We start from the raw sequence: 18,038 nt of genomic DNA on the forward strand, positions 1-18,038 counted from the left end.
TCGTCGGCGACGGGTGCCGCTGACGCGTTCGGGGGCGGGGGCGGCCGCGCGGGCCGCCCCCGGGGTGCTCAGCCGCAGGACGCGGCCGGGTGGGGCGCTCTCACCGTGGTCGTCACCGGCTCGCCGTCGAGGGTGGCGGTCGCGGTCACGACCACCTCGGCGGCGGGGACCGAGGCCGCCCGCGTGGTGAAGGCGTGGCTCGTCGTGGCGCCGGGTGCGAGCGCGGCGACCGTCTTCGTGCCGGAGGCGCTCTCCATCCGGAGGGCGACGGGCACGTCGTCGGCGTTGGTCGCCCGCACGGTCACGACGACCTTCCCGGCGATGCAGCGGGTCGCGGCGGCGGCGGTCACATCGAGCGACGCCTCCTTCAGCGTCCCGAGGCGGGCCAGCTGGTAGCTGAGCGCGCGCTCCGGGGCGTCGATCTGGTTCTGCGTTCCCGCGGTGCCGACCGCCTGCGCCTTCGCGAGGACCGACTGGAGGTCGGACCAGGCGTCGGCCGGGTAGTCGTCGGAGCGGAGCGTCGCCGCGTGGGCGACGGCCGCGTCGAGCTGCGAGCGGTCGAGCGCCTTCCCCTCCGAGGAGAGGGTGTCGCTCAGGAGGAACTCGTCGACGTCGACGTGGCCGCCGGCGGTCTTCGTCGCGTAGCTGAACAGCCCGAGGCGGTGGCCCATGAAGTGCGTGAGCTGACCGTCGAGGGTCTGCGGGCCGACGCGGCTGCCGAGCTTCGTCCAGCTCGTCCCGTCGAGGCTGTACGAGAAGGTCGTCCAGAGCTGTCCGGCCGGGGCCGAGAGCTCGAGATCGGCCTTCAGGCGCACCTGCGAGGCGTCGCCGAGAGCGGCGGTGGAGCCGGGGAGGAAGGACTCCACGGCCGCCTGGTCGAACGTGGTCGCGAACGGCTGGCTGCGGTTCACGACGCCGACGGTGGTGACGCCGTCCACGCGCTTGACCGCGACGTAGGAGAAGCCGCGGTTGTAGGCCGCGAGGCCGGCGACGTCGCCGTCCTTCATCCCGGAGACGTCGAACGCCGCCTCCGCCGACTGCTTCGGAGCCACGATGCGCTGGGAGAGCGTGTTGCGCGCCTCCTCCAGGTACGTCATCTCGGGCGAGCCCGAGAGACGCGTGTGCGCGGCCGTTCCGCTGAGCACCTTCCCGTTGGTGAGGCGGAGCCAGCCCTCGCGCTCGGTCAGCGACCAGTAGCGGTTGTCGGGGGCGTGGTTCCACTGCCAGGGGAGGGCGAGGGTCGAGCCGTTCGGCTGGATCTCGGCGGCCGTCGGGCGCTCGAGGGTGGGGGCGGCTCCGACGAGCGAGACGTCGTCGAGCAGGTACTCGGTGCTCGAGGACGCCGGCTGCGGGTTGCCCCACGGCGTCTCGACGGCGAACTTCACGCTGCCGACGTTCGCGGTCTCGGGCACCGTGTAGGTCCCCGTGATCGTCGTCCACTGCCCCTGCGTGACGGCGGCGGAGGCCATCGTCACGGGTCCCGCGCCGAAGTCGGCGCAGAGGTTGAAGCGGACCGACGCGGGGCCGGTCGTGTACTTCACCTTCGCGGACACGGTGTAGGTCACGCCGCGCTGCAGCTTGTTCGCCAGCACCTGGCTCGGGCCTGAGCCGTTGAGCGTGCGGGTGCCCACGCGGAGCGCGGCGGTACCGGACGCCGGGTCGGTCGTGTCGGCCGACAGCGTCGCGCCGAACTGGCCTGCCCACGGCGCCGTCCCCGACTCCGCTCCCGGGTTCTGGAGCAGCTGCACGCCGAGCAGCGACGCGTCGTAGGCGGGCGCGGGCGGGATCGTCCACGACTCGTCCTGGTAGGCCTTCGCCGGGGCGTCGTTGTCGAAGTCGTCCGAGACGACGATGCTCTTCTGCCGCTCGAACAGCTCCTCCTCGGGGCTGAGGCGGATCGGCTTCGGGAAGCTCCCGCCCACCGGCACCGAGCCGTTCGTCCCGAACGTCGGCCAGCCGTCCTTCCACGTCGCCGGGATGAGCCCGGGGATGCGTCCGGTCGGGAAGCTGTCGCGGAAGAACATGCCGTGCCAGGCGGTCGAGCCGTCCTCCTTCGCGATCGGCACGAGGCTCCCCTGGGCGAACCCGCTGGAGTTCAGCACGCCCTTGCCCTCGTAGGGGTTGCTGCCGTCGGCGGTCGCGTAGCGGCCCAGCAGCTCGGACGAGCGGAACAGCGCCACCTGGCGGCCCTGGCCCGAGGGCCAGGTGATGATGACGATGTAGTACTGCCCGTCGATGTACTGCACCTGCGCGCCCTCGAACAGGCCGCCGAGGTAGCCGGCTCCCGGGTAGTCGGAGGTGCGGAGGATGTTCGGGTACTCGGCGACGACGGTCGTCAGGTCCTCGCTGAGCTTCACGGCGCTGGTGGATCCGGAGCCGTAGAAGATGTACGGCGTGCCGCCGTCCGCGTCGTCGAAGAAGAGCGACGGGTCGTGGAAGGCGCGGCCGAGGGCCGTGCGGGTCCAGGCTCCGTCCTCGATGTCGTCGGTCGAGTAGAGGTAGGAGCCGCCGAGGTTGTTGGTGTTGAAGACCGCGTAGTAGCGGCCGTCGTGGTACCGGAGCGACGAGGCCCACTGGCCGTTGCCGTAGGAGTTCTGCCCGTTCCGGAGCGAGAAGCGGTCGCCGATCTCGAGCCGGTCGAAGACGTAGTTGACGATCTCCCAGTTGACGAGGTCGTAGGACTTCATGATCGGGGCGCCCGGGCTCAGGTGCATCGTGGTGCTGATCATGTAGTAGATGTCGCGGCCCTCGTCGTTCTCGGACGCGGGCACGCGCTCGACGCTGACGTCGGGCACGTCGGCGTTCAGCAGCGGCACGGAGTAGGTGCCGTCGCCGCGGTCCGTCGACGTGTAGGAGGCCTTCGGCGACCAGGCGCCGGCCGCGGTCGCCGGAGCCGCGCCGGAGGCGAGCAGGCCCGCCGCGAGGAGGGCGCCGATCGCCGTGGAGGCGACTGCGCGCATCGGGGTCATTCGAACAGCGACAGCGTCAGGACGGAGGAGTAGTCGCCGGGGGCGACGTCGGCCTCGGTCTTCAGGGTGAGGCCCGCGGACACGGTCCAGGACCCGTCCGTCGCGGTCTCCTGCGAGTCGAGCGACAGCGCGAGCAGCTCCTGGTCGAACAGCCCCACGGCGTCGGCGCCCTCGTCGAGGATCGTGTCGACCGGGTCGCCCTCGGACACCAGGCCCGACTCGCCGCCGTCCACGAGGACGGGCGTCCAGCCGAGGTGGTCGGAGGAGATGTCCTCCTGGTCCGCGTCGCCGGTGAAGGCGCTCGCCGAGCCGAGGACGTACCAGCCGGCTCCGGCCGGGATCTCGTCGACGGTCCGGGTGTCCGTCACGGTCACGTCGGGCAGCTGCCCGGTGAACGCGCGCACGGTCGGGGTGGAGCCCTCCTCGGTGAGCGTGGATGAGGTGCCGTCGATCGACATCGAGAGGGCGCCGGGCTGCTCCAGCTCCTCGATGCTGACGTTCACGTCGACGTCGTCGGAGCCGTACTCGGTGTCGGCGGCCGCAGCCGCGGCGGCGACGCCGGACAGGAGCAGGCAGCCGGCGAGAGCGGCGCCCGAGCGGACGAGCCAGAGGGGTCGGGGGGTGCGTCGCGTGGACATGGTGTTCCTCACTCGATCGGCATCGTCGCCGATCAGGTCGAGCGCCGGACGGCGCGGAGTGGTGGCGGCCCGAGGCCGCGAGAGGACGGAGCGCGGCGCAGCCCGAGGGCGTTCGGCCGCGCCTGGAGCGCAGGACGCGCGGAGAGCGGCGGACGGCTCGTGCGCGGCGGCTTCCACAGCGTGGCCACGCGAGCTCCAGCTCTCGACCCCCTCAGCACTGAGGGGAGAAAGGCTGCCCGACACTCGTCTCTCTCGACTGCTGAGCTTTCCCTCAGCTAGTCTTGCGGGCAATGTTACCGGGAACATTCCCGATTGCAAGGACGTGTTCTCAACCGTCCGGAGCAGCGCAGCGAGGCGATCACCGCGTTCCGCCGCGGCCGGGCGGGGACGGCGGGAGGGGACGAGGATGTCCGCAGGGGCGGCGACGGCGGAGGCCGAGCAGGAGGTCGCGACGACGGAGCGCTCGGGCGTCATCGGCGTGCTCCTGGGCGACTTCGAGCCGTTCGGCACGGAGGTGCTGCAGGGAGTGGCGACGGCGCTGCGGGGGACCCGGTTCGACCTCCTCGCCGGCAGCGGGGCGAGCCGCCGGGGCCGGGGCTGGGAGCAGGAGTCCCTGCGGCGCCTCACCGAGGCGCACGTAGCGGGAGCGATCCTGGTGACTCCCTCCGGCGTGATCCCCTCGTCGGACCTGCCGCTCGTCGTCGTGGATCCGCTGACCGCGCAGACCGAGCTGCACTCGGTGGCGACCGACGACTTCGGCGGAGCGCAGCTGGCGACCAGCCACCTGATCGGGCTCGGCCACCGCCGCATCGGCTTCGTCGCGGGCCGCCCCGACCTGGAGTCGTCGCACCGGCGCGGCGCCGGCTACCAGCGGGCGCTCGCGGACGCCGGCCTCCCCTACGACCCCGCGCTCGTACGGGTCGGCTACTACCGGCACGACCCCTCCCTCGTCGCCGCTCACGAGCTGCTGCTGCTGCCCGACCGCCCGACGGCGGTCTTCGCCGCGAACGACGCCTCCGCCATCGCCGTGATCGAGGCGGCCCGGGCGCTGGGCCTCTCGGTGCCGGGGCAGCTGTCGGTCGTGGGCTACGACGACGTGCCCGACGCCTCCCGGGTGGTCCCCGCGCTCACGACGGTGAGGCAGCCGCTGCACCGCGTGGGGCGCGCGGCCGCCCGGGCACTCCTGACGCTGATCGACGGCGGGAGCGTGGCCGAGCCGCACGTGCGGCTGCGCAACAAGCTCGTGCTCCGCGGGTCGACGGCGCCTCCCGCCGAGGGCCCGCAGTCCGGCTGACTCCTCCCCCTCCCCCAGCCGGCGGGAATACGCTCGGCGCATGAACCAGCAGCGCACTCCGGTCACGGTCACGGTCACGGGAGCGGGAGGCGCCATCGGCTACGCGCTCCTGTTCCGCATCGCCTCGGGTCAGCTCCTCGGGCCGGACGTCCCCGTCCGCCTGAACCTGCTCGAGATCCCCTCCGGCCTCCGCGCGGCCGCGGGCACGGCGCTCGAGCTGCAGGACGGCGCCTTCCCCCTCCTCCGCGGGATCGAGGCGACGGACGACCCGGCCTCTGCGTTCGACGGCGCGAGCGTCGCCCTCCTGGTGGGCGCCCGGCCGCGCAGCGCGGGCATGGAGCGCGCCGACCTGCTCGCCGCGAACGCGGGCATCTTCGGACCTCAGGGCGCCGCGTTGAACGCGCACGCCGCCTCCGACATCCGCGTGCTGGTCGTCGGCAACCCGGCGAACACCAACGCCTGGATCGCGCGGCGCAGCGCCCCCGACATCCCTGCCGGCCGCTTCACCGCGATGACGCGCCTCGACCACAACCGGGCGGTCGCGCAGCTCGCCGCGAAGCTCGACGCCCCCGTCGACGCGATCGAGGGCGTCGCGATCTGGGGCAACCACTCCGCCTCGCAGTACCCGGACGCGACGCACGCCACCGTCGGCGGACGTCCGGTGCCCGAGCTGGTCGACGCCGAGTGGCTGCACACGGAGTTCGAGCCGCGGGTCGCCAAGCGCGGCGCCGAGATCATCGAGGTCCGCGGCGCCTCCTCGGCCGCGTCCGCCGCCTCCGCCGCAATCGACCACGTGCGCGACTGGGTCGACGGCACGTCGTGGACCTCGGCCGCCGTCGAGTCGGACGGCTCCTACGGGGTGGAGGAGGGGCTGATCTCCTCGTTCCCGGTCCGCTCCGTCGACGGCGAGTGGCGGATCGTCGAGGGACTCGAGATCGACGCGCACTCCCGCGCGCGGATCGACGAGTCCGTGCTCGAGCTGCGCGCCGAGCGCGACCAGGCGCTGGCGTTCCTCGCGTCCTGACGCGCCCCTGCCCGTCCTGTCTCCGCGGGATTCCACTCCGGTGCGCCTCGCGCGGCGTGTCGCGTACCGGAGCGGCATCTCGCGGAGGGGTCAGCGGCGCTTCTCCGGAGTGGGGAGGGTGCCGGAGGCGCGGGCGGCCTCGTACCAGGTGTGCGCCTCCTCCTGGCGCTCCGCCTCGGCGCCGGTCGCGATCGCCGCGCGCACGTGCTCGGGCCCGTAGCCGAACGACGCGACCAGGTCGGCGGCGTGCGGGCGGATGCGCGCGAGCAGGCGGTCGATGTAGGACGTCACCGCGACCGCTCGCTGCGACGACAGGCGCCCGTGGATGAGGTACCAGTCGAGGTGCTTCTCGATCAGGCCCAGGCCGAACAGGTCGCGGAGCCAGGTGAGGACGGTGCGCGTGCCCGCGTCCTCGACGCCGGCGAGCGCCTCCGTGAACGCCTCCCACTGCAGCAGCTCGGCGTGGGCGCGCGCCGCCTCGATGAGCTCGCTCTGGTGCGCGTTGAACAGGCGGGCCGCCTCGTCGGAGGGCAGCTTCGACGCCGGGCGCAGCCGTGAGGCGATCCCCGCGACCATGCTCTCGACGCGGCCGGTGAGCAGCTCGCGCTGGTCCTCCCGCAGCTGGCCGACCGAGCGGGCCGTCGATCCGCGATCGGCGACGACCTGGGCCAGACGGCGCAGACCCGAGTTGTCGACGGTCGCCCCCGCGACCTGCGAGGCGGCGTAGCGCGCCAGCTCCGCGGGCTGGGCGCCCTTGAAGCGGCGGCCGACGTCGGTCAGCAGGCGCTTGGCGACCAGCTGGAGGAGCACGGTGTTGTCGCCCTCGAAGGTCGCGTACACGTCGAGATCGGCGCGCAGCTGCGTGAGCCGGTTCTCGGCGAGGAAGCCCGCGCCTCCGCAGGCCTCGCGCGCCTCCTGCAGCGTGTCGAGAGCGTGCCAGGTCGAGAGCGCCTTCAGCCCCGCGGCGAGGGTCTCGAGGTCCTGCCGCGACTGCTCGGTGTCGTTCGCGCCGGAGAAGACCTCGTCGAACGCCGTCAGCAGCTTCTCGTGCGCGAAGGCGGCGGCGTAGGTGGTGGCCAGGCGCGGCAGGAGGCGGCGCTGGTGCCGCTGGTAGTCGAGCAGCACCTCCTCCCGCTCGCCGCCGCCGGTGAACTGGCGGCGCTGATCGCCGTAGGTGACGGCGACCGTCAGCGCGATCTTCGCCGCGGCGACCGAGGCTCCGTCGAGAGAGACGCGGCCCTGCACCAGCGTGCCGAGCATGGTGAAGAAACGGCGGCCCGGGCTCGCGATCGGCGAGGAGTAGGTGCCGTCGGCGGCGACGTCGCCGTAGCGGTTCAGCAGGTTCTCGCGCGGGACGCGGACGCCGTCGAAGTGGAGGCGGCCGTTGTCGATCCCGTTCAGACCGCCCTTGAGGCCGTCGTCCTCCCCGCCGACGCCGGGCAGGAACGCGCCCTGCTCGTCGCGGATCGGGACGAAGAAGGCGTGGACGCCGTGGTTCACCCCTAGGGTGACCAGCTGCGCGAAGACGACCGCCGCGCGCCCGTCCACCGCCGCGTTGCCGAGGTAGTCCTTCCAGGCCGCGCGGAACGGCGTCCGCAGCACGAACTCGCCGTCCTCGTAGGTGGCGGTCGTGGCGATCGACGCGACGTCGGATCCGTGCCCGGTCTCGGTCATCGCGAAAGCGCCCGGGATCTCGAGGCTCATGATCCCCGGCAGCCACTTCTCGTGGTGCGGGCGGGTGCCCAGGTGCAGGACCGCGGCGCCGAAGAGCCCCCACTGCACGCCGGACTTGATCTGCAGCGAGGGGTCGGCGGTGACCAGCTCCTCGAAGCCGGCGATGTTGCCGCCGTGATCGGCCTCGCCGCCGAGGTCGACCGGGAAGGCGCGGTGCACGCCGCCCTCGGCCGCGAGCACGCGCATCTGCTCCGAGACGCGGAGGCGGTGCTCCTTCATCGGGAGGCCGTCGGTGCGGTGCAGCTCGGGGCGGGCGGTCAGAGCGCGGCTGGCGAGGCGCTGCTCGCGCCAGGCGCCGAGCAGGGTCTCCCCGAGGGCGGCGACGTCGACGGAGGGGGCGCCGTCCTCGTCCAGGCGGGCGTCGACCTCGGAGCCGAGGGAGTCCACCGGCGGCGTGGGCGCGATGGAGCCCGAGCGGGAGCGCCGGGCCCGCGTGCGCCCGGTGGCCACCCGGTCGGCGGCGTCGGCGGCGGAGCGGGGGTGGGGAGCGGTGCTGACCATGGTGTTCGTGTCCCTTCGACCGTCTGCGGTTCGGGCCGCTCCCGGTGCGTCGTGCGCCGACGGGCGCGGCAGCGGAGGCGGTCCTCGCACGGTAGGTCGCTCGGCGGCGCGGCGGAAACGTTCCGTCGCCCGGGCACAAACGGCGCCGGGCGGAGGCGGAAGCGCGTTGTCGGAACCGACCAGGCGGAGACGGGGCGCCTCGTCTGTGCGCTGGACGGGCTGTCCCTGCCGACGGGAGCGGAGGAGGGGGCGGCTCGTCCGTGTGCTGAACGGGCTGCTTCTGCCGAGGAGGGCGCCTCATCGGAGGACGCGTCGCTAGTCTCTCGGCATGAGCGAGCCGCCGCTGCCTCCCCCTCCGCCCACCCGACAGCCGGCGGCCGGGCCGCCCGTGGTCGGCTCGCCCGCGTCTCTCGGGACTCCGGGTGCGCCGCCCTCGGACGTCGCGGCAGCGCCTCCCGGGCCTCCGGCCGCGCCGCAATACCGGGTGCCGGAAACCAGGACTCCCGGATCCGGGGCGCCGGGATCCGGGGTGCCGGGATCCGGGGTGCCGCATCGCCGTCCGGTCCGCGTCTGGGATCTGGTGCTGACGATCGTGCTGATCCTCGTGGCCTCCGCGGTGACGCTGCTGCTGTCGTTCTTCGGGCTGTTCTTCGCGATGGCCAGCGACTCGTGCGGCGGATCGAACGCCTGCGACATCGGCCTGATCGAGGGCGGGATGGTCCTCGCCGCAGGAGGAGTGTGGGTCCCGTTCGTCGCGGCGCTGGTCGTCTCGATCGTGCTGCTGGTGCGGCGGCGCATCGCGTTCTGGGTGCCGGTGGCGGGCCTCGCGGTGTCGTTCTGCTGCACGCTGCTCGGCGGGTGGATGGCGTCGACGGGCGCGGGCGGCTGAGGGCGCTCGCCGGCGCCTCGGACCGAGGACGCTCGCGTCGGTGCCGAGGTGGGCACGATCGCCGACGCGGGCGCCGGAACACGATCGCTCGCGCCGGCGCCCGCCTCCGTCGCGGGCGGTGAACCGCGCGCCTCAGCGATGGATCAGTAGCTGTCCCAGCCGGGCTCCCAGTCGGGCTCGTCCGGCGGCACCCAGTCGTCCTCCGGCGGCTGCGCGGCGGACACCGGCGGACCGGACGATTCGCGGCCGAACGAGGGCTTCGCCCCTTGCGAGCGGGACGACCCGCCACGGGCGGCCGGCGCACGGCGGGGAGCGGGAGCCTCCTCACCGGGTTCCGGGACGGCGATCTCGGGGCTCTCCCCCGCGACGACGGCGAGCACGGCCTCGCCGTAGGTGAGCAGCTTCTTCTGGCCGACGCCGCCGATGATGCTGAGCGCGTCCATCGTCGCCGGCTCGGCGGTCGCGATCTCGCGGAGGGTCGCGTCGTTGAAGACGATGTAGGCCGGGACCGCCTGCGCGCGGGCCTGCGCGGCGCGCCACTCCCGGAGCCGCTCGAACAGCGGCTGAGCCTCGCCCGACAGCTCGGCCACGGTGGACCGTCCGGAGCGGGAGGATCCGCTGGAGCGAGCCGGCTTCTCCGGCTCCTGCCGCAGCTCGACCTTCCGCTCGCCGCTGAGGACGGAGCCGGACGCGGGCGTGAGCACGAGCGTGCCGAAGCCGTCGTCGTTCACGCCGAGAAGGCCCTGCGCGAGGAGCTGGCGGGCGACTCCGCGCCACTGGGTGTCGCTGAGCTCGGCGCCGATGCCCCAGGTGGCGAGGCCGTCGTGCTGGTGCTGGGTGGTGCGCGGCGTGGTCTTGCCGCGGAGGACGTCGATGATGTGACCGGCGCCGAACTGCTGGTTGCGCTCCCGCTTGAGGCGGACGACCGTCGACAGGAACTTCTGCGCCGCGACCGTGCCGTCCCAGGAGGCGGGCGGCTCGAGGCAGGTGTCGCAGTTGCCGCAGGCGGTGCTCTCCTGGCCGAAGTAGGCGAGCAGGTTCACCCGGCGGCACTGGACCGTCTCGGAGAGCGCGAGCATCGCGTCCAGGTGCGCGGACATCCGCCGACGGTGCGCCAGGTCTCCCGGCGACTCGTCGATCATCCGGCGCTGCTGCACCACGTCCTGCAGGCCGTAGGCGAGCCAGGCGGTGGACGGCAGTCCGTCGCGGCCGGCGCGACCCGTCTCCTGGTAGTAGCCCTCGACCGACTTGGGCAGGTCGATGTGCGCGACGAACCGCACGTCCGGCTTGTCGATCCCCATGCCGAAGGCGATGGTCGCGCAGACGATGACGCCCTCCTCGCGGAGGAACCGCGACTGGGCGGCGGCGCGCACCCGCGAGTCGAGGCCCGCGTGGTACGCGACGGCGTCGAAGCCCGCCGAGCGCAGCGCCTCGGCCGTCGCCTCGACGCTCTTGCGGGAGAGGGCGTAGACGATGCCCGCGTCGTGCGCGTGCTCGCGCCGCAGGAAGTCGATCAGCTGCTTGCGCGGCTCGACCTTGTTGACGATCCGGTACTGGATGTTCGGGCGGTCGAAGCTCGAGACGAAGTGGCGGGCGGCGCCGAGGTGCAGGCGCGAGGTGATCTCGCGGTGCGTCGCCTCGGTGGCGGTCGCGGTGAGGGCGATGCGCGGGACGTCGGGCCAGCGCTCGGCGAGCTCGCCCAGTGCGAGGTAGTCGGGGCGGAAGTCGTGGCCCCACTGGCTGACGCAGTGGGCCTCGTCGATCGCGAAGAGGGCGATCCGGCCGCGGGCGAGGAACTGCTTCATGCCCTCGTTGCCCAGGCGCTCCGGGGCGACGTAGAGCAGGTCGAGCTCGCCGTCGAGGTAGGCGCGCTCGACGCGGCTGCGCTCGCCCGCGTCCTGAGTGGAGTTGAGGAACTCGGCGCGGACGCCGTTCGCGCGGAGGGCGTCGACCTGGTCCTGCATCAGCGCGATGAGCGGGGACACGACCACGCCGGTGCCGGGGCGCACGATGGCGGGGATCTGGTAGCAGAGCGACTTGCCGCCGCCGGTGGGCATGAGGACGACGGCGTCACCGCCTCCGATGACCTGCTCGACGATGGCCTGCTGCTCGCCGCGGAAGGAGCCGTAGCCGAAGACCTTCTCGAGGATCGCCTGCGCCTCGGAGGATCCGGAGCCCGCAGCGCCGCTCGCCGCGTCGCTCCGGACGCCGCCGCGGGACTCCGCCGAGGGGTCGGCGAGCGGCGGGGCGGGGAGGGCTGTCGCGGTGGGCTCTGTCACCCGGGGAACTCTACCCGCCGCCTCCGACGCCGCCCCGGGGGTCCGGGGAACTGTGGAGAAGGGCCGCAGGGAGGGACCTGGGGAGGCGGCTGCAAGGAGCGTCGGGGGGCTTCTGCGGCGCCCGGATCAGAGGTCGGTGAGGGTGCGGGTGTCGCCGTCCCAGAAGCGGACGCCCGCGAGGCCGACGGCGAACGGCTCGCCGAGGAGGGGGACGGCGTCGCCGAGCTGCTCGGCGCGGAGGCGGCGAGAGACGCTGATGTGCGGCGTCCAGGCGTCCGGGAGCGAGGTGTCGACGCCGCCCGGCACGAGGCGCGTGGCCCGATCGTGCAGAGCGTCGAGGGCGGGCGAGCGGACCACTCCCCAGGCGAGGACGAAGCGCCCGGCGTGCGGGAAGAGGAGGACGGCGCCCAGGTCGACCGTCGCCGGCAGCGGACCGAGAGCGCCCGGCTCCGGGGCGGTCAGCTCGGGCCCGGCGACCAGGGTGAGGTGCGGGCGGTTGCTGGCGGACGTGTGCAGCGCGAGGCTCGGGATGCCGGCCGCCTCGAGCGCCTCCCACTGGCTGCGGACGCGAGCCTCCGACTCCGGATCGAGGAGGACTTCGAGGCTGCGCATGTCCACATTCTGCCGCGGCTCCTGCGTGCGGGCCTTCGCGGGCGCGCGGCCACTCGCGGGCGCGCGCGGTCCTCGCCGGCTTCCGCGAGTGTGCAGGAGTTGTCGCACTCGAGCTCGAGTGCGACGACTTCTGCGCACTCGGCGACGACGGTGAACGGGACGGGGCCGGCGGCTCCGCGACCACGCGGAAGCGGCCGTACTGGAGCGCGAGTACGGCGACTTCGGAGCAGTGGCGACCGGCTCGAGTCTGCGGGTCCGCGAGTGCTCAGGAGTTGTCGCAGTCGACGCCGAGTGCGACGACTTCTGGACAGTGGGGGAGGCTCCGGGGTGAGGGCTTGCGAGTGCTCAGGAGTTGTCGCAGTCGAGGCCGAGTACGACGAGTTCTGGACAGTGGGGGGAGGCTCCGGGGTGAGGGCTTGCGAGTGCTCAAGAGTTGTCGCAGTCGACGCCGAGTGCGACAAGTTCTGGACAGTGGGGGAGGCTCCGGTGAGGGCTCGCGAGTGCTCGGGAGTCGTCGCAGTCGACGCCGAGTGCGACGACTTCTGGACAGTGGGCGGCGTCCGAGCAGCGTCAGGGGCCCCGGCGGCACCCGTCAGGGACCCCGGCGGCACGCATCCGGGGCCCCGGCGGCACGCGTCGCGCCCGGCGCCCGCGACCTAGGGTGAGGGAATGCATCCGCTCGACGCCCAGGACCCGCTCGCGCACTGCCCCGAGCTGTTCGTCCGCACCCCCGAGGTCCGCTCCTACCTCGACGGCAACTCGCTCGGCCGGCCGCTGCGCGCGAGCGTCGCCCGGCTCGCGCGGTTCGCGGAGGAGGAGTGGGGCGGCCGCCTCATCCGCGGCTGGGAGGAGGGCTGGCTCGACATGCCGCTCGAGGTCGGCGACGCCCTCGGCTCCGCGGTGCTGGGAGCCGCGGCCGGGCAGACTATCGTCGCCGACTCCACGACCGTCCTGCTCTACAAGCTCGCCCGCGCGGCGATCGCCCGCCAGGCGGAGCAGGGGCGCGACGAGATCGTCGTGGACACCGACAACTTCCCCACCGACCGGTACGTGCTGGAGGGCATCGCGGCCGAGACCGGCAGCACGCTCCGCTGGATCGACTCCGACCCCGGGAGCGGCGTCGGCCCCGACGACCTCGCCCCGGTGCTCGGCAAGCGGACGGCGCTGGTGCTGCTCAGCCACGTCGCGTACCGCTCGGGGTTCCTCGCCGACGCCGCGGCGATCACCGCCCAGGCGCACGAGGCCGGCGCGCTCGTGCTCTGGGACGCCTCCCACTCCGTCGGCTCGGTGCCGCTCGAGCTCGACGAGTGGGGCGCGGACCTCGCGGTCGGCTGCTCCTACAAGTACCTCAACGGAGGCCCGGGGGCGCCCGCGTGGGCGTACGTCGCGTCCCGGCACCAGGGCTCGCTCGCGCAGCCGGTGCAGGGCTGGATGGGCGTCGCCGACATGTTCGAGATGGGCCCCGGCTACCGTCCGGCCGAGGGGATGCGGCGCTTCCTCAGCGGCACCCCGCCGATCACGGGGATGCTCGCGATGCAGGACATGATCGCGCTGATCGCCTCGGTCGGCATGCCCGCGGTGCGCGCGAAGTCGGAGGCGATGACGGCGTACGCGCTGGAGCTGGCCGACGCGTGGCTGGTGCCGCGCGGGGTGCGGGTGGCGACTCCGCTCGACCCCGCCCGGCGCGGCTCGCACGTGACGATCGCGCACGAGTCGTTCGCCGGCCTGGTCCCGCGGCTGCAGGCGGAGGGGATCGTGCCGGACTTCCGTCGACCCGACGGCATCCGGATCGGCCTCTCGCCCCTGTCGACCACCTTCGCCGAGCTGGAGCTGGGCATGGCGGCCATCAGGGACGCGCTGGACTGAGCGGGCCGGGGCTCGGCGGGGCGGCTGTTCCCGACCCCGCCCCCCCCTGCCCTCACCGCGCGTCGCGCGTCCGTCGAGTGCTCTCCTTCTGCAGGGCCTCGACGAGCTCCGCCTTCGTCATGCGCGAGCGGCCGGAGACGTCCAGGCGCTTGGCGAGGTCCATCAGGTGCGCCTTCGTGGCGTTCGCGTCCACTCCGCCCGCCGTCTCGCCCCCGGGGGAGCGGCCGTGGCCCTCGGCGCGGGAGTCGGAGGGGCCGCTCTCGGCCTTGCGCTCCCAGTGGTCGCCGACCTTCTCGTACTCGTGCTTCAGTGCGGCGAAGGCCGTGCGGTGGGCGCGCTCACCGTCGCCGTAGCTGTCGACGGCCGAGTCGTGCGCGGCCGACCAGAGCTTCTGCGCGTGCTCGTCGGAGCGCTCGATGGTGGACGGGATCTGTTCCTCGCGGGGCATGGCGGCCTCCCTCTCGTCCTCCGACGCTACGTCGGGTCGGAGGCGCCGGTCACCCCGTTGACGAGCGCGCGGCGGGCGCCTCCGTCCCCGGAGCGCACTCGGGAGGCCGCTGCCGGTGTTCTCACCGGGCCGACGCCGATGATGGGGCGATGTTCATCCCGACCAGAGCCGCCGGTCTCGAGGCGCTCGACGACTTCGTCGCCCGCGCCGGCTCCGCCTACGCCCGCGACCGCAACCACGACCTCGGACCGTCCCGGGACAACGTCTCCGGACTCTCGCCCTACCTCCGCCACCGCCTCGTCACCGAGCGGGAGGTCGTCGCCGCGGTCCTCGCGCGGCACCGCCTGACCGCCGCGGAGAAGTTCGTCCAGGAGGTGTTCTGGCGCACCTACTGGAAGGGCTGGCTCGAGCAGAACCCGGACGTCTGGCGCCGCTACCGCCGCGAGGTGGCGGACTCCTCCGCGGGCGATCCTCCGCCCGGCTACCTCGACGCGATCGGCGGACGCAGCGGCATCGACGCGATGGACGCGTGGGTGAGCGAGCTCGTCGAGACCGGGTACCTCCACAACCACACCCGCATGTGGTTCGCGAGCATCTGGATCTTCACCCTCGGACTGCCCTGGCAGCTCGGCGCCGACTTCTTCTACCGGCACCTGCTGGACGGCGACGCCGCGTCCAACACCCTGTCGTGGCGATGGGTCGCCGGCCTGCAGACTCCGGGCAAGACCTACCTCGCCTCCGCGTCCAACATCTCGCGCTACACGGAGGGGCGCTTCTCGCCGAGCGGCCTCGCCACCACGGCCCGCGCGCTCACCGAGGAGCCCTTCCCGCCGCGGGCACCGCTCGAGCAGGACGACGTCGTCGGGACCGTCGGCGCCCGCCCCGGCCTCCTGCTGCACGAGGAGGACCTCGAGGCGGAGAGCCTGCTCGCCGAGCAGCCGGGTCTGGCTGAGCGCCTCGTCGCGTGCGCCGTCGCCGGGGACGCGGGCGGGCGCTCGCCGTCCGGAGTCTCCGACGCGGTCGCCGCCTTCACCGCCGCGGCGCTCGCCGACGCCGCCGAGCGCACCTCCGACTCGAGCGGCCGGCCGGCGCGGGTGCTGGCGGACGCGCGTGCCGCGACGGTCGTCGACTGGGCGGTGTCCGAGCGGATCGACACCGTGGTCGTTCCGTACGCGCCGGTCGGGCCCGTCGGAGAGCGGGTGGAGGCGCTCCGCTCGGCTCTCGCCGACGAGGGGGTCGCGCTCGTCACCGTGCGCCGCCGCTGGGACGGTGCGGCGTGGCCGTCGGCGTCGCGGGGGTTCTTCCCGTTCCGGAAGCGGATCCCGGCGCTGGTGCGCGACCTCGTCGAGCCCGCCGACGCGGCCCGCCTGTTCTGAGCGGCGTTCCGAGAGCCCCGTCCCGTGAGCTGCGTCCTGTGGGCCGTGTCCCGCGAGCTGCGTCCTGTGGGCCGCGTCCCGCGAGCCGTGTCCTGTGAGCCCCGTCCCGCGACCCACGTCCTGTGAGCCCCGTCCCGCGGAACCTGCCTGGTCCCGCGGGGCGGGTGCCGCTCAGCCGAGCAGGCGGTCGCGGAGGAAGTCGCTCGCGAAGCGGCCCGAGGGGTCCCACTCGGAGCGGAGGGTGCGCCACTCCTCGAGGTGCGGGTAGAGCGGCGCGATCTCGTCGGCTCCGGCGAGGAAGTGCTTGCCCCAGTGCGGCCGGGCGCCGAGCGGCAGCAGCGCGCCCTCGACGGCGGGGAGCACGGCGTCGACGCCGGCGCGGTCCTTCTTGAAGGTGAAGTGCACGCCGACGCTGTCGCGGCCCCCGGCGGGGGAGAGCCACTGGTCGTCGCCCGCCATGGTCCGCAGCTCCGTGATGAGCAGGACGTCGTCGATCCGCTCGCCGATCGCGCGCAGCGCCACGATCGCCTCGCGGACGTTCGCGCGCGGCACCATGTACTCGCTCTGTATCTCGTCGCCCGCGCTCGGCTCGCGGTCGAGGCGGAAGTGCGGCAGGCGCTCGGACCACGGTCCGACGGAGCCGCCGAACGGATTCAGGTTGGAGTCGACACCCTCCGAGACGGCGAAGAGGCTCGCGGAGGCGGCGACCGCGCCCAGGTGCGTCGCGTCGACGTCGGCGACGGATCCCGCCGCCACCTTGGTCTTCAGCCACAGCTGCTCCACGGTCGGCGAGGACCAGTGGGTCATGAGGCTGACGCTGTAGGCGGAGGAGGTGATCGCGTCGAAGTCGTCGAGCACGCGCTCCCAGGGCAGGTCGACGAACGCGTCCTGGCGGACGTCGAAGGTCGGCTGGATGTCGAGGGTCACGCGGGTGACGATGCCGAAGGCGCCGAGGCCTACGACGACGCCCTCGAAGCCAGGCTCCCCGCGGCGGATCGTGCGCAGCGAGCCGTCGGCGGTGACGAGCTCGAGGGCCGAGACGGCGGAGGAGAGGTTCGCGTTGCGGTCGCCCGAGCCGTGGGTGCCGGTCGCGATGGCGCCGGCGACCGAGATGTGCGGGAGCGAGCCCATGTTGTGCAGGGCGTAGCCGTTGCTGTGCAGGTGCGCGGCGACGACGCCGTAGCGGGTGGCGCCGCCGACGGTGACGGTGCTCGCCTCCGCGTCGATCACGGGGTCGGAGGCGAGGCGCCCCAGGTGCAGCAGTGCGCCGGGGGTGTCGGGCAGGGAGTTGAAGGAGTGGCGGCTGCCGAGGGCGCGGACGCGCTCGTTCTCGCGGACGAGGCGCTGCACCTCCTCGACGGACTCCGGCTCGATGATGGCGGCGGCGCGGTACTCGTAGGTGCCCGCCCAGTTGCTCCGTGAGGTCATGGGTCCATTCTGCCGGGTGCGCGGGGGATTTGTTGTTGTTTGCAACGAATGGCCCGGTGGTGCACGGGGACACCGCAGGACGGAACGGCGTGGATTTTGTTCGGGGCGCGCTCCGGGCCCCTGACGGGGAGGGCGGCGATGACCGCGCGCAGACGATCCCGCTCCGATCTGTTCCGGGTGAGCGTGAGCCTCCTGGTCACCATCGTGGTGGTGCTGCTCGTCCTGGCGACGGGGACGCTCGCTCCGGGCGACGGGGCCGTCGATGCGACGGCGACCCTCGTTCCGGTGTACCTGCTCGGCCGGCCGCTCTCCACCGCCCTCTCCGTGGGCTGGAGCGCCGCCTCGTACTCGCGCCTCGACGAGCAGGCGCTGCGGAGCACCGCCGAGGAGGAAGCGCGCGGCGAGCGGCGCCTCCTCTCGCGGATGGCGGGAGCGACCGGGGCGACCGGCACGACGCTGCCGGCGGCGGTGCCGGCGATCGTGGTCACGGTGGCGATCGCGCAGAGGACGGAGTCCCGCAGCGAGCCCCTCTCCCTCGCCGCCGCCCTGCTCGCCGTCGCGAGCTCGTGGGTGCTGATGGTCCTCTCGGTCGCACAGGCCTGCCTGCGCCTCGAGTCGCGGTCGCCCCGGCGGTCGCAGGTGCGCTTCGCCTTCGAGGAGGCGCCGCACTTCAGTGACGACGCGACCCTCGCGCTCCTGCTGTCCACGATGGCGGCCACGGTCTCGGCCGAGATCCGCTCGAGAGAGGGCTGGCGCCTGGTGCGCGCGAACGTCGTCATCGCGTTCGCCTTCGACTCGGTCGTCATCGCGATGACGGTGTCGCTGCTGTTCGGCGGACTCACGGCCTGAGACGGCGGGAGCGGAACGTCCGGCGGAGCCGGGGGCGGCGGGCGGCGGAGAACGTGAACCACGTGGAGGTCGTCCGGTCGTGATCTCTCGAGTTCGACGGCTCTCCTGCGCGGCGGGGGCGTCCGCCAGCC

The 18,038-nt window shown here is 73.6% G+C and carries 13 protein-coding genes; 6 read left to right on the forward strand and 7 right to left on the reverse strand.

The window, feature by feature from the left end:
• Positions 1 to 68: 68 nt before the first annotated feature.
• Together C5B92_RS09675 and C5B92_RS09680 are read right to left on the reverse strand one after the other, a co-directional pair.
• A complete protein-coding gene (locus C5B92_RS09675; RefSeq protein WP_258061327.1) occupies positions 69 to 2,960 on the reverse strand; it encodes a family 43 glycosylhydrolase in 2,892 nt (963 codons plus the stop codon).
• A 5-nt stretch (positions 2,961 to 2,965) separates the two neighbouring features.
• Positions 2,966 to 3,607, reverse strand: coding sequence for a hypothetical protein (locus tag C5B92_RS09680; protein ID WP_104350347.1), 642 nt, complete (start codon positions 3,605 to 3,607; stop codon positions 2,966 to 2,968).
• Positions 3,608 to 4,013: 406 nt separating this feature from the next.
• Here C5B92_RS09680 and C5B92_RS09685 point away from each other — a divergent pair, with 406 nt between their 5' ends.
• Together C5B92_RS09685 and C5B92_RS09690 are read left to right on the forward strand one after the other, a co-directional pair.
• The gene (locus tag C5B92_RS09685; protein ID WP_104350348.1) at positions 4,014 to 4,901 is read left to right on the forward strand and encodes a substrate-binding domain-containing protein; all 888 of its coding nucleotides are present in this window, start codon (positions 4,014 to 4,016) and stop codon (positions 4,899 to 4,901) included.
• A gap of 40 nt (positions 4,902 to 4,941) precedes the next feature.
• The gene (locus C5B92_RS09690; RefSeq protein ID WP_104350349.1) at positions 4,942 to 5,925 is read left to right on the forward strand and encodes a malate dehydrogenase; all 984 of its coding nucleotides are present in this window, start codon (positions 4,942 to 4,944) and stop codon (positions 5,923 to 5,925) included.
• A gap of 90 nt (positions 5,926 to 6,015) precedes the next feature.
• On the opposite strand, the gene C5B92_RS09695 is transcribed toward C5B92_RS09690, so the two are convergent.
• A complete protein-coding gene (locus tag C5B92_RS09695) occupies positions 6,016 to 8,160 on the reverse strand; it encodes an acyl-CoA dehydrogenase (protein ID WP_104350350.1) in 2,145 nt (714 codons plus the stop codon).
• A 328-nt stretch (positions 8,161 to 8,488) separates the two neighbouring features.
• Here C5B92_RS09695 and C5B92_RS17535 point away from each other — a divergent pair, with 328 nt between their 5' ends.
• Positions 8,489 to 9,049 carry a DUF6264 family protein gene (locus C5B92_RS17535; protein WP_219814346.1) on the forward strand — a complete coding sequence of 187 codons (561 nt, stop codon included), beginning with the start codon at positions 8,489 to 8,491 and terminating at the stop codon, positions 9,047 to 9,049.
• Between the two features lie 143 nt (positions 9,050 to 9,192).
• On the opposite strand, the gene recQ is transcribed toward C5B92_RS17535, so the two are convergent.
• Positions 9,193 to 11,328: a DNA helicase RecQ gene (gene recQ / locus C5B92_RS09705; RefSeq protein ID WP_104287760.1), complete on the reverse strand. Its 2,136-nt coding sequence runs from the start codon at positions 11,326 to 11,328 to the stop codon at positions 9,193 to 9,195.
• A gap of 126 nt (positions 11,329 to 11,454) precedes the next feature.
• A complete protein-coding gene (locus tag C5B92_RS09710; RefSeq protein ID WP_146079291.1) occupies positions 11,455 to 11,940 on the reverse strand; it encodes a 2'-5' RNA ligase family protein in 486 nt (161 codons plus the stop codon).
• Positions 11,941 to 12,609: 669 nt separating this feature from the next.
• On the opposite strand from C5B92_RS09710, the gene C5B92_RS09715 reads away from it, so the two are divergent.
• Positions 12,610 to 13,806, forward strand: a complete 1,197-nt coding sequence (locus C5B92_RS09715) for a kynureninase (RefSeq protein WP_104256648.1) — start codon at positions 12,610 to 12,612, stop codon at positions 13,804 to 13,806.
• Positions 13,807 to 13,858: 52 nt separating this feature from the next.
• Here C5B92_RS09715 and C5B92_RS09720 read toward each other — a convergent pair whose 3' ends face one another.
• Positions 13,859 to 14,254 carry a ChaB family protein gene (locus C5B92_RS09720; RefSeq protein WP_104225169.1) on the reverse strand — a complete coding sequence of 132 codons (396 nt, stop codon included), beginning with the start codon at positions 14,252 to 14,254 and terminating at the stop codon, positions 13,859 to 13,861.
• Between the two features lie 149 nt (positions 14,255 to 14,403).
• Between C5B92_RS09720 and C5B92_RS09725 the strand changes: the two genes are divergently transcribed.
• The gene (locus C5B92_RS09725; RefSeq protein WP_104256647.1) at positions 14,404 to 15,630 is read left to right on the forward strand and encodes an FAD-binding domain-containing protein; all 1,227 of its coding nucleotides are present in this window, start codon (positions 14,404 to 14,406) and stop codon (positions 15,628 to 15,630) included.
• A gap of 171 nt (positions 15,631 to 15,801) precedes the next feature.
• On the opposite strand, the gene C5B92_RS09730 is transcribed toward C5B92_RS09725, so the two are convergent.
• Complete coding sequence (locus C5B92_RS09730) at positions 15,802 to 17,058, reverse strand: FAD-binding protein (RefSeq protein WP_104234610.1); 1,257 nt, start codon at positions 17,056 to 17,058, stop codon at positions 15,802 to 15,804.
• 138 nt (positions 17,059 to 17,196) lie between these two features.
• On the opposite strand from C5B92_RS09730, the gene C5B92_RS09735 reads away from it, so the two are divergent.
• Positions 17,197 to 17,907: a DUF1345 domain-containing protein gene (locus C5B92_RS09735; protein ID WP_181028786.1), complete on the forward strand. Its 711-nt coding sequence runs from the start codon at positions 17,197 to 17,199 to the stop codon at positions 17,905 to 17,907.
• Positions 17,908 to 18,038 lie beyond the last annotated feature (131 nt).

The organism is Rathayibacter sp. AY1A4 (assembly GCF_002930955.1).
Taxonomy (GTDB): domain Bacteria; phylum Actinomycetota; class Actinomycetes; order Actinomycetales; family Microbacteriaceae; genus Rathayibacter.

Bases quoted from the DNA above. Each gene is read 5' to 3' on its own strand.
- C5B92_RS09720 (WP_104225169.1), bottom strand. From the start codon at position 14,254: ATGCCCCGCGAGGAACAGATCCCGTCCACCATCGAGCGCTCCGACGAG.
- C5B92_RS09685 (WP_104350348.1), top strand. From the start codon at position 4,014: ATGTCCGCAGGGGCGGCGACGGCGGAGGCCGAGCAGGAGGTCGCGACG.
- C5B92_RS09680 (WP_104350347.1), bottom strand. From the start codon at position 3,607: ATGTCCACGCGACGCACCCCCCGACCCCTCTGGCTCGTCCGCTCGGGC.
- C5B92_RS09715 (WP_104256648.1), top strand. From the start codon at position 12,610: ATGCATCCGCTCGACGCCCAGGACCCGCTCGCGCACTGCCCCGAGCTG.
- C5B92_RS09725 (WP_104256647.1), top strand. From the start codon at position 14,404: ATGTTCATCCCGACCAGAGCCGCCGGTCTCGAGGCGCTCGACGACTTC.
- C5B92_RS09675 (WP_258061327.1), bottom strand. From the start codon at position 2,960: ATGCGCGCAGTCGCCTCCACGGCGATCGGCGCCCTCCTCGCGGCGGGC.
- C5B92_RS09710 (WP_146079291.1), bottom strand. From the start codon at position 11,940: ATGCGCAGCCTCGAAGTCCTCCTCGATCCGGAGTCGGAGGCTCGCGTC.
- C5B92_RS17535 (WP_219814346.1), top strand. From the start codon at position 8,489: ATGAGCGAGCCGCCGCTGCCTCCCCCTCCGCCCACCCGACAGCCGGCG.
- C5B92_RS09730 (WP_104234610.1), bottom strand. From the start codon at position 17,058: ATGACCTCACGGAGCAACTGGGCGGGCACCTACGAGTACCGCGCCGCC.
- C5B92_RS09735 (WP_181028786.1), top strand. From the start codon at position 17,197: ATGACCGCGCGCAGACGATCCCGCTCCGATCTGTTCCGGGTGAGCGTG.
- C5B92_RS09690 (WP_104350349.1), top strand. From the start codon at position 4,942: ATGAACCAGCAGCGCACTCCGGTCACGGTCACGGTCACGGGAGCGGGA.
- C5B92_RS09695 (WP_104350350.1), bottom strand. From the start codon at position 8,160: ATGGTCAGCACCGCTCCCCACCCCCGCTCCGCCGCCGACGCCGCCGAC.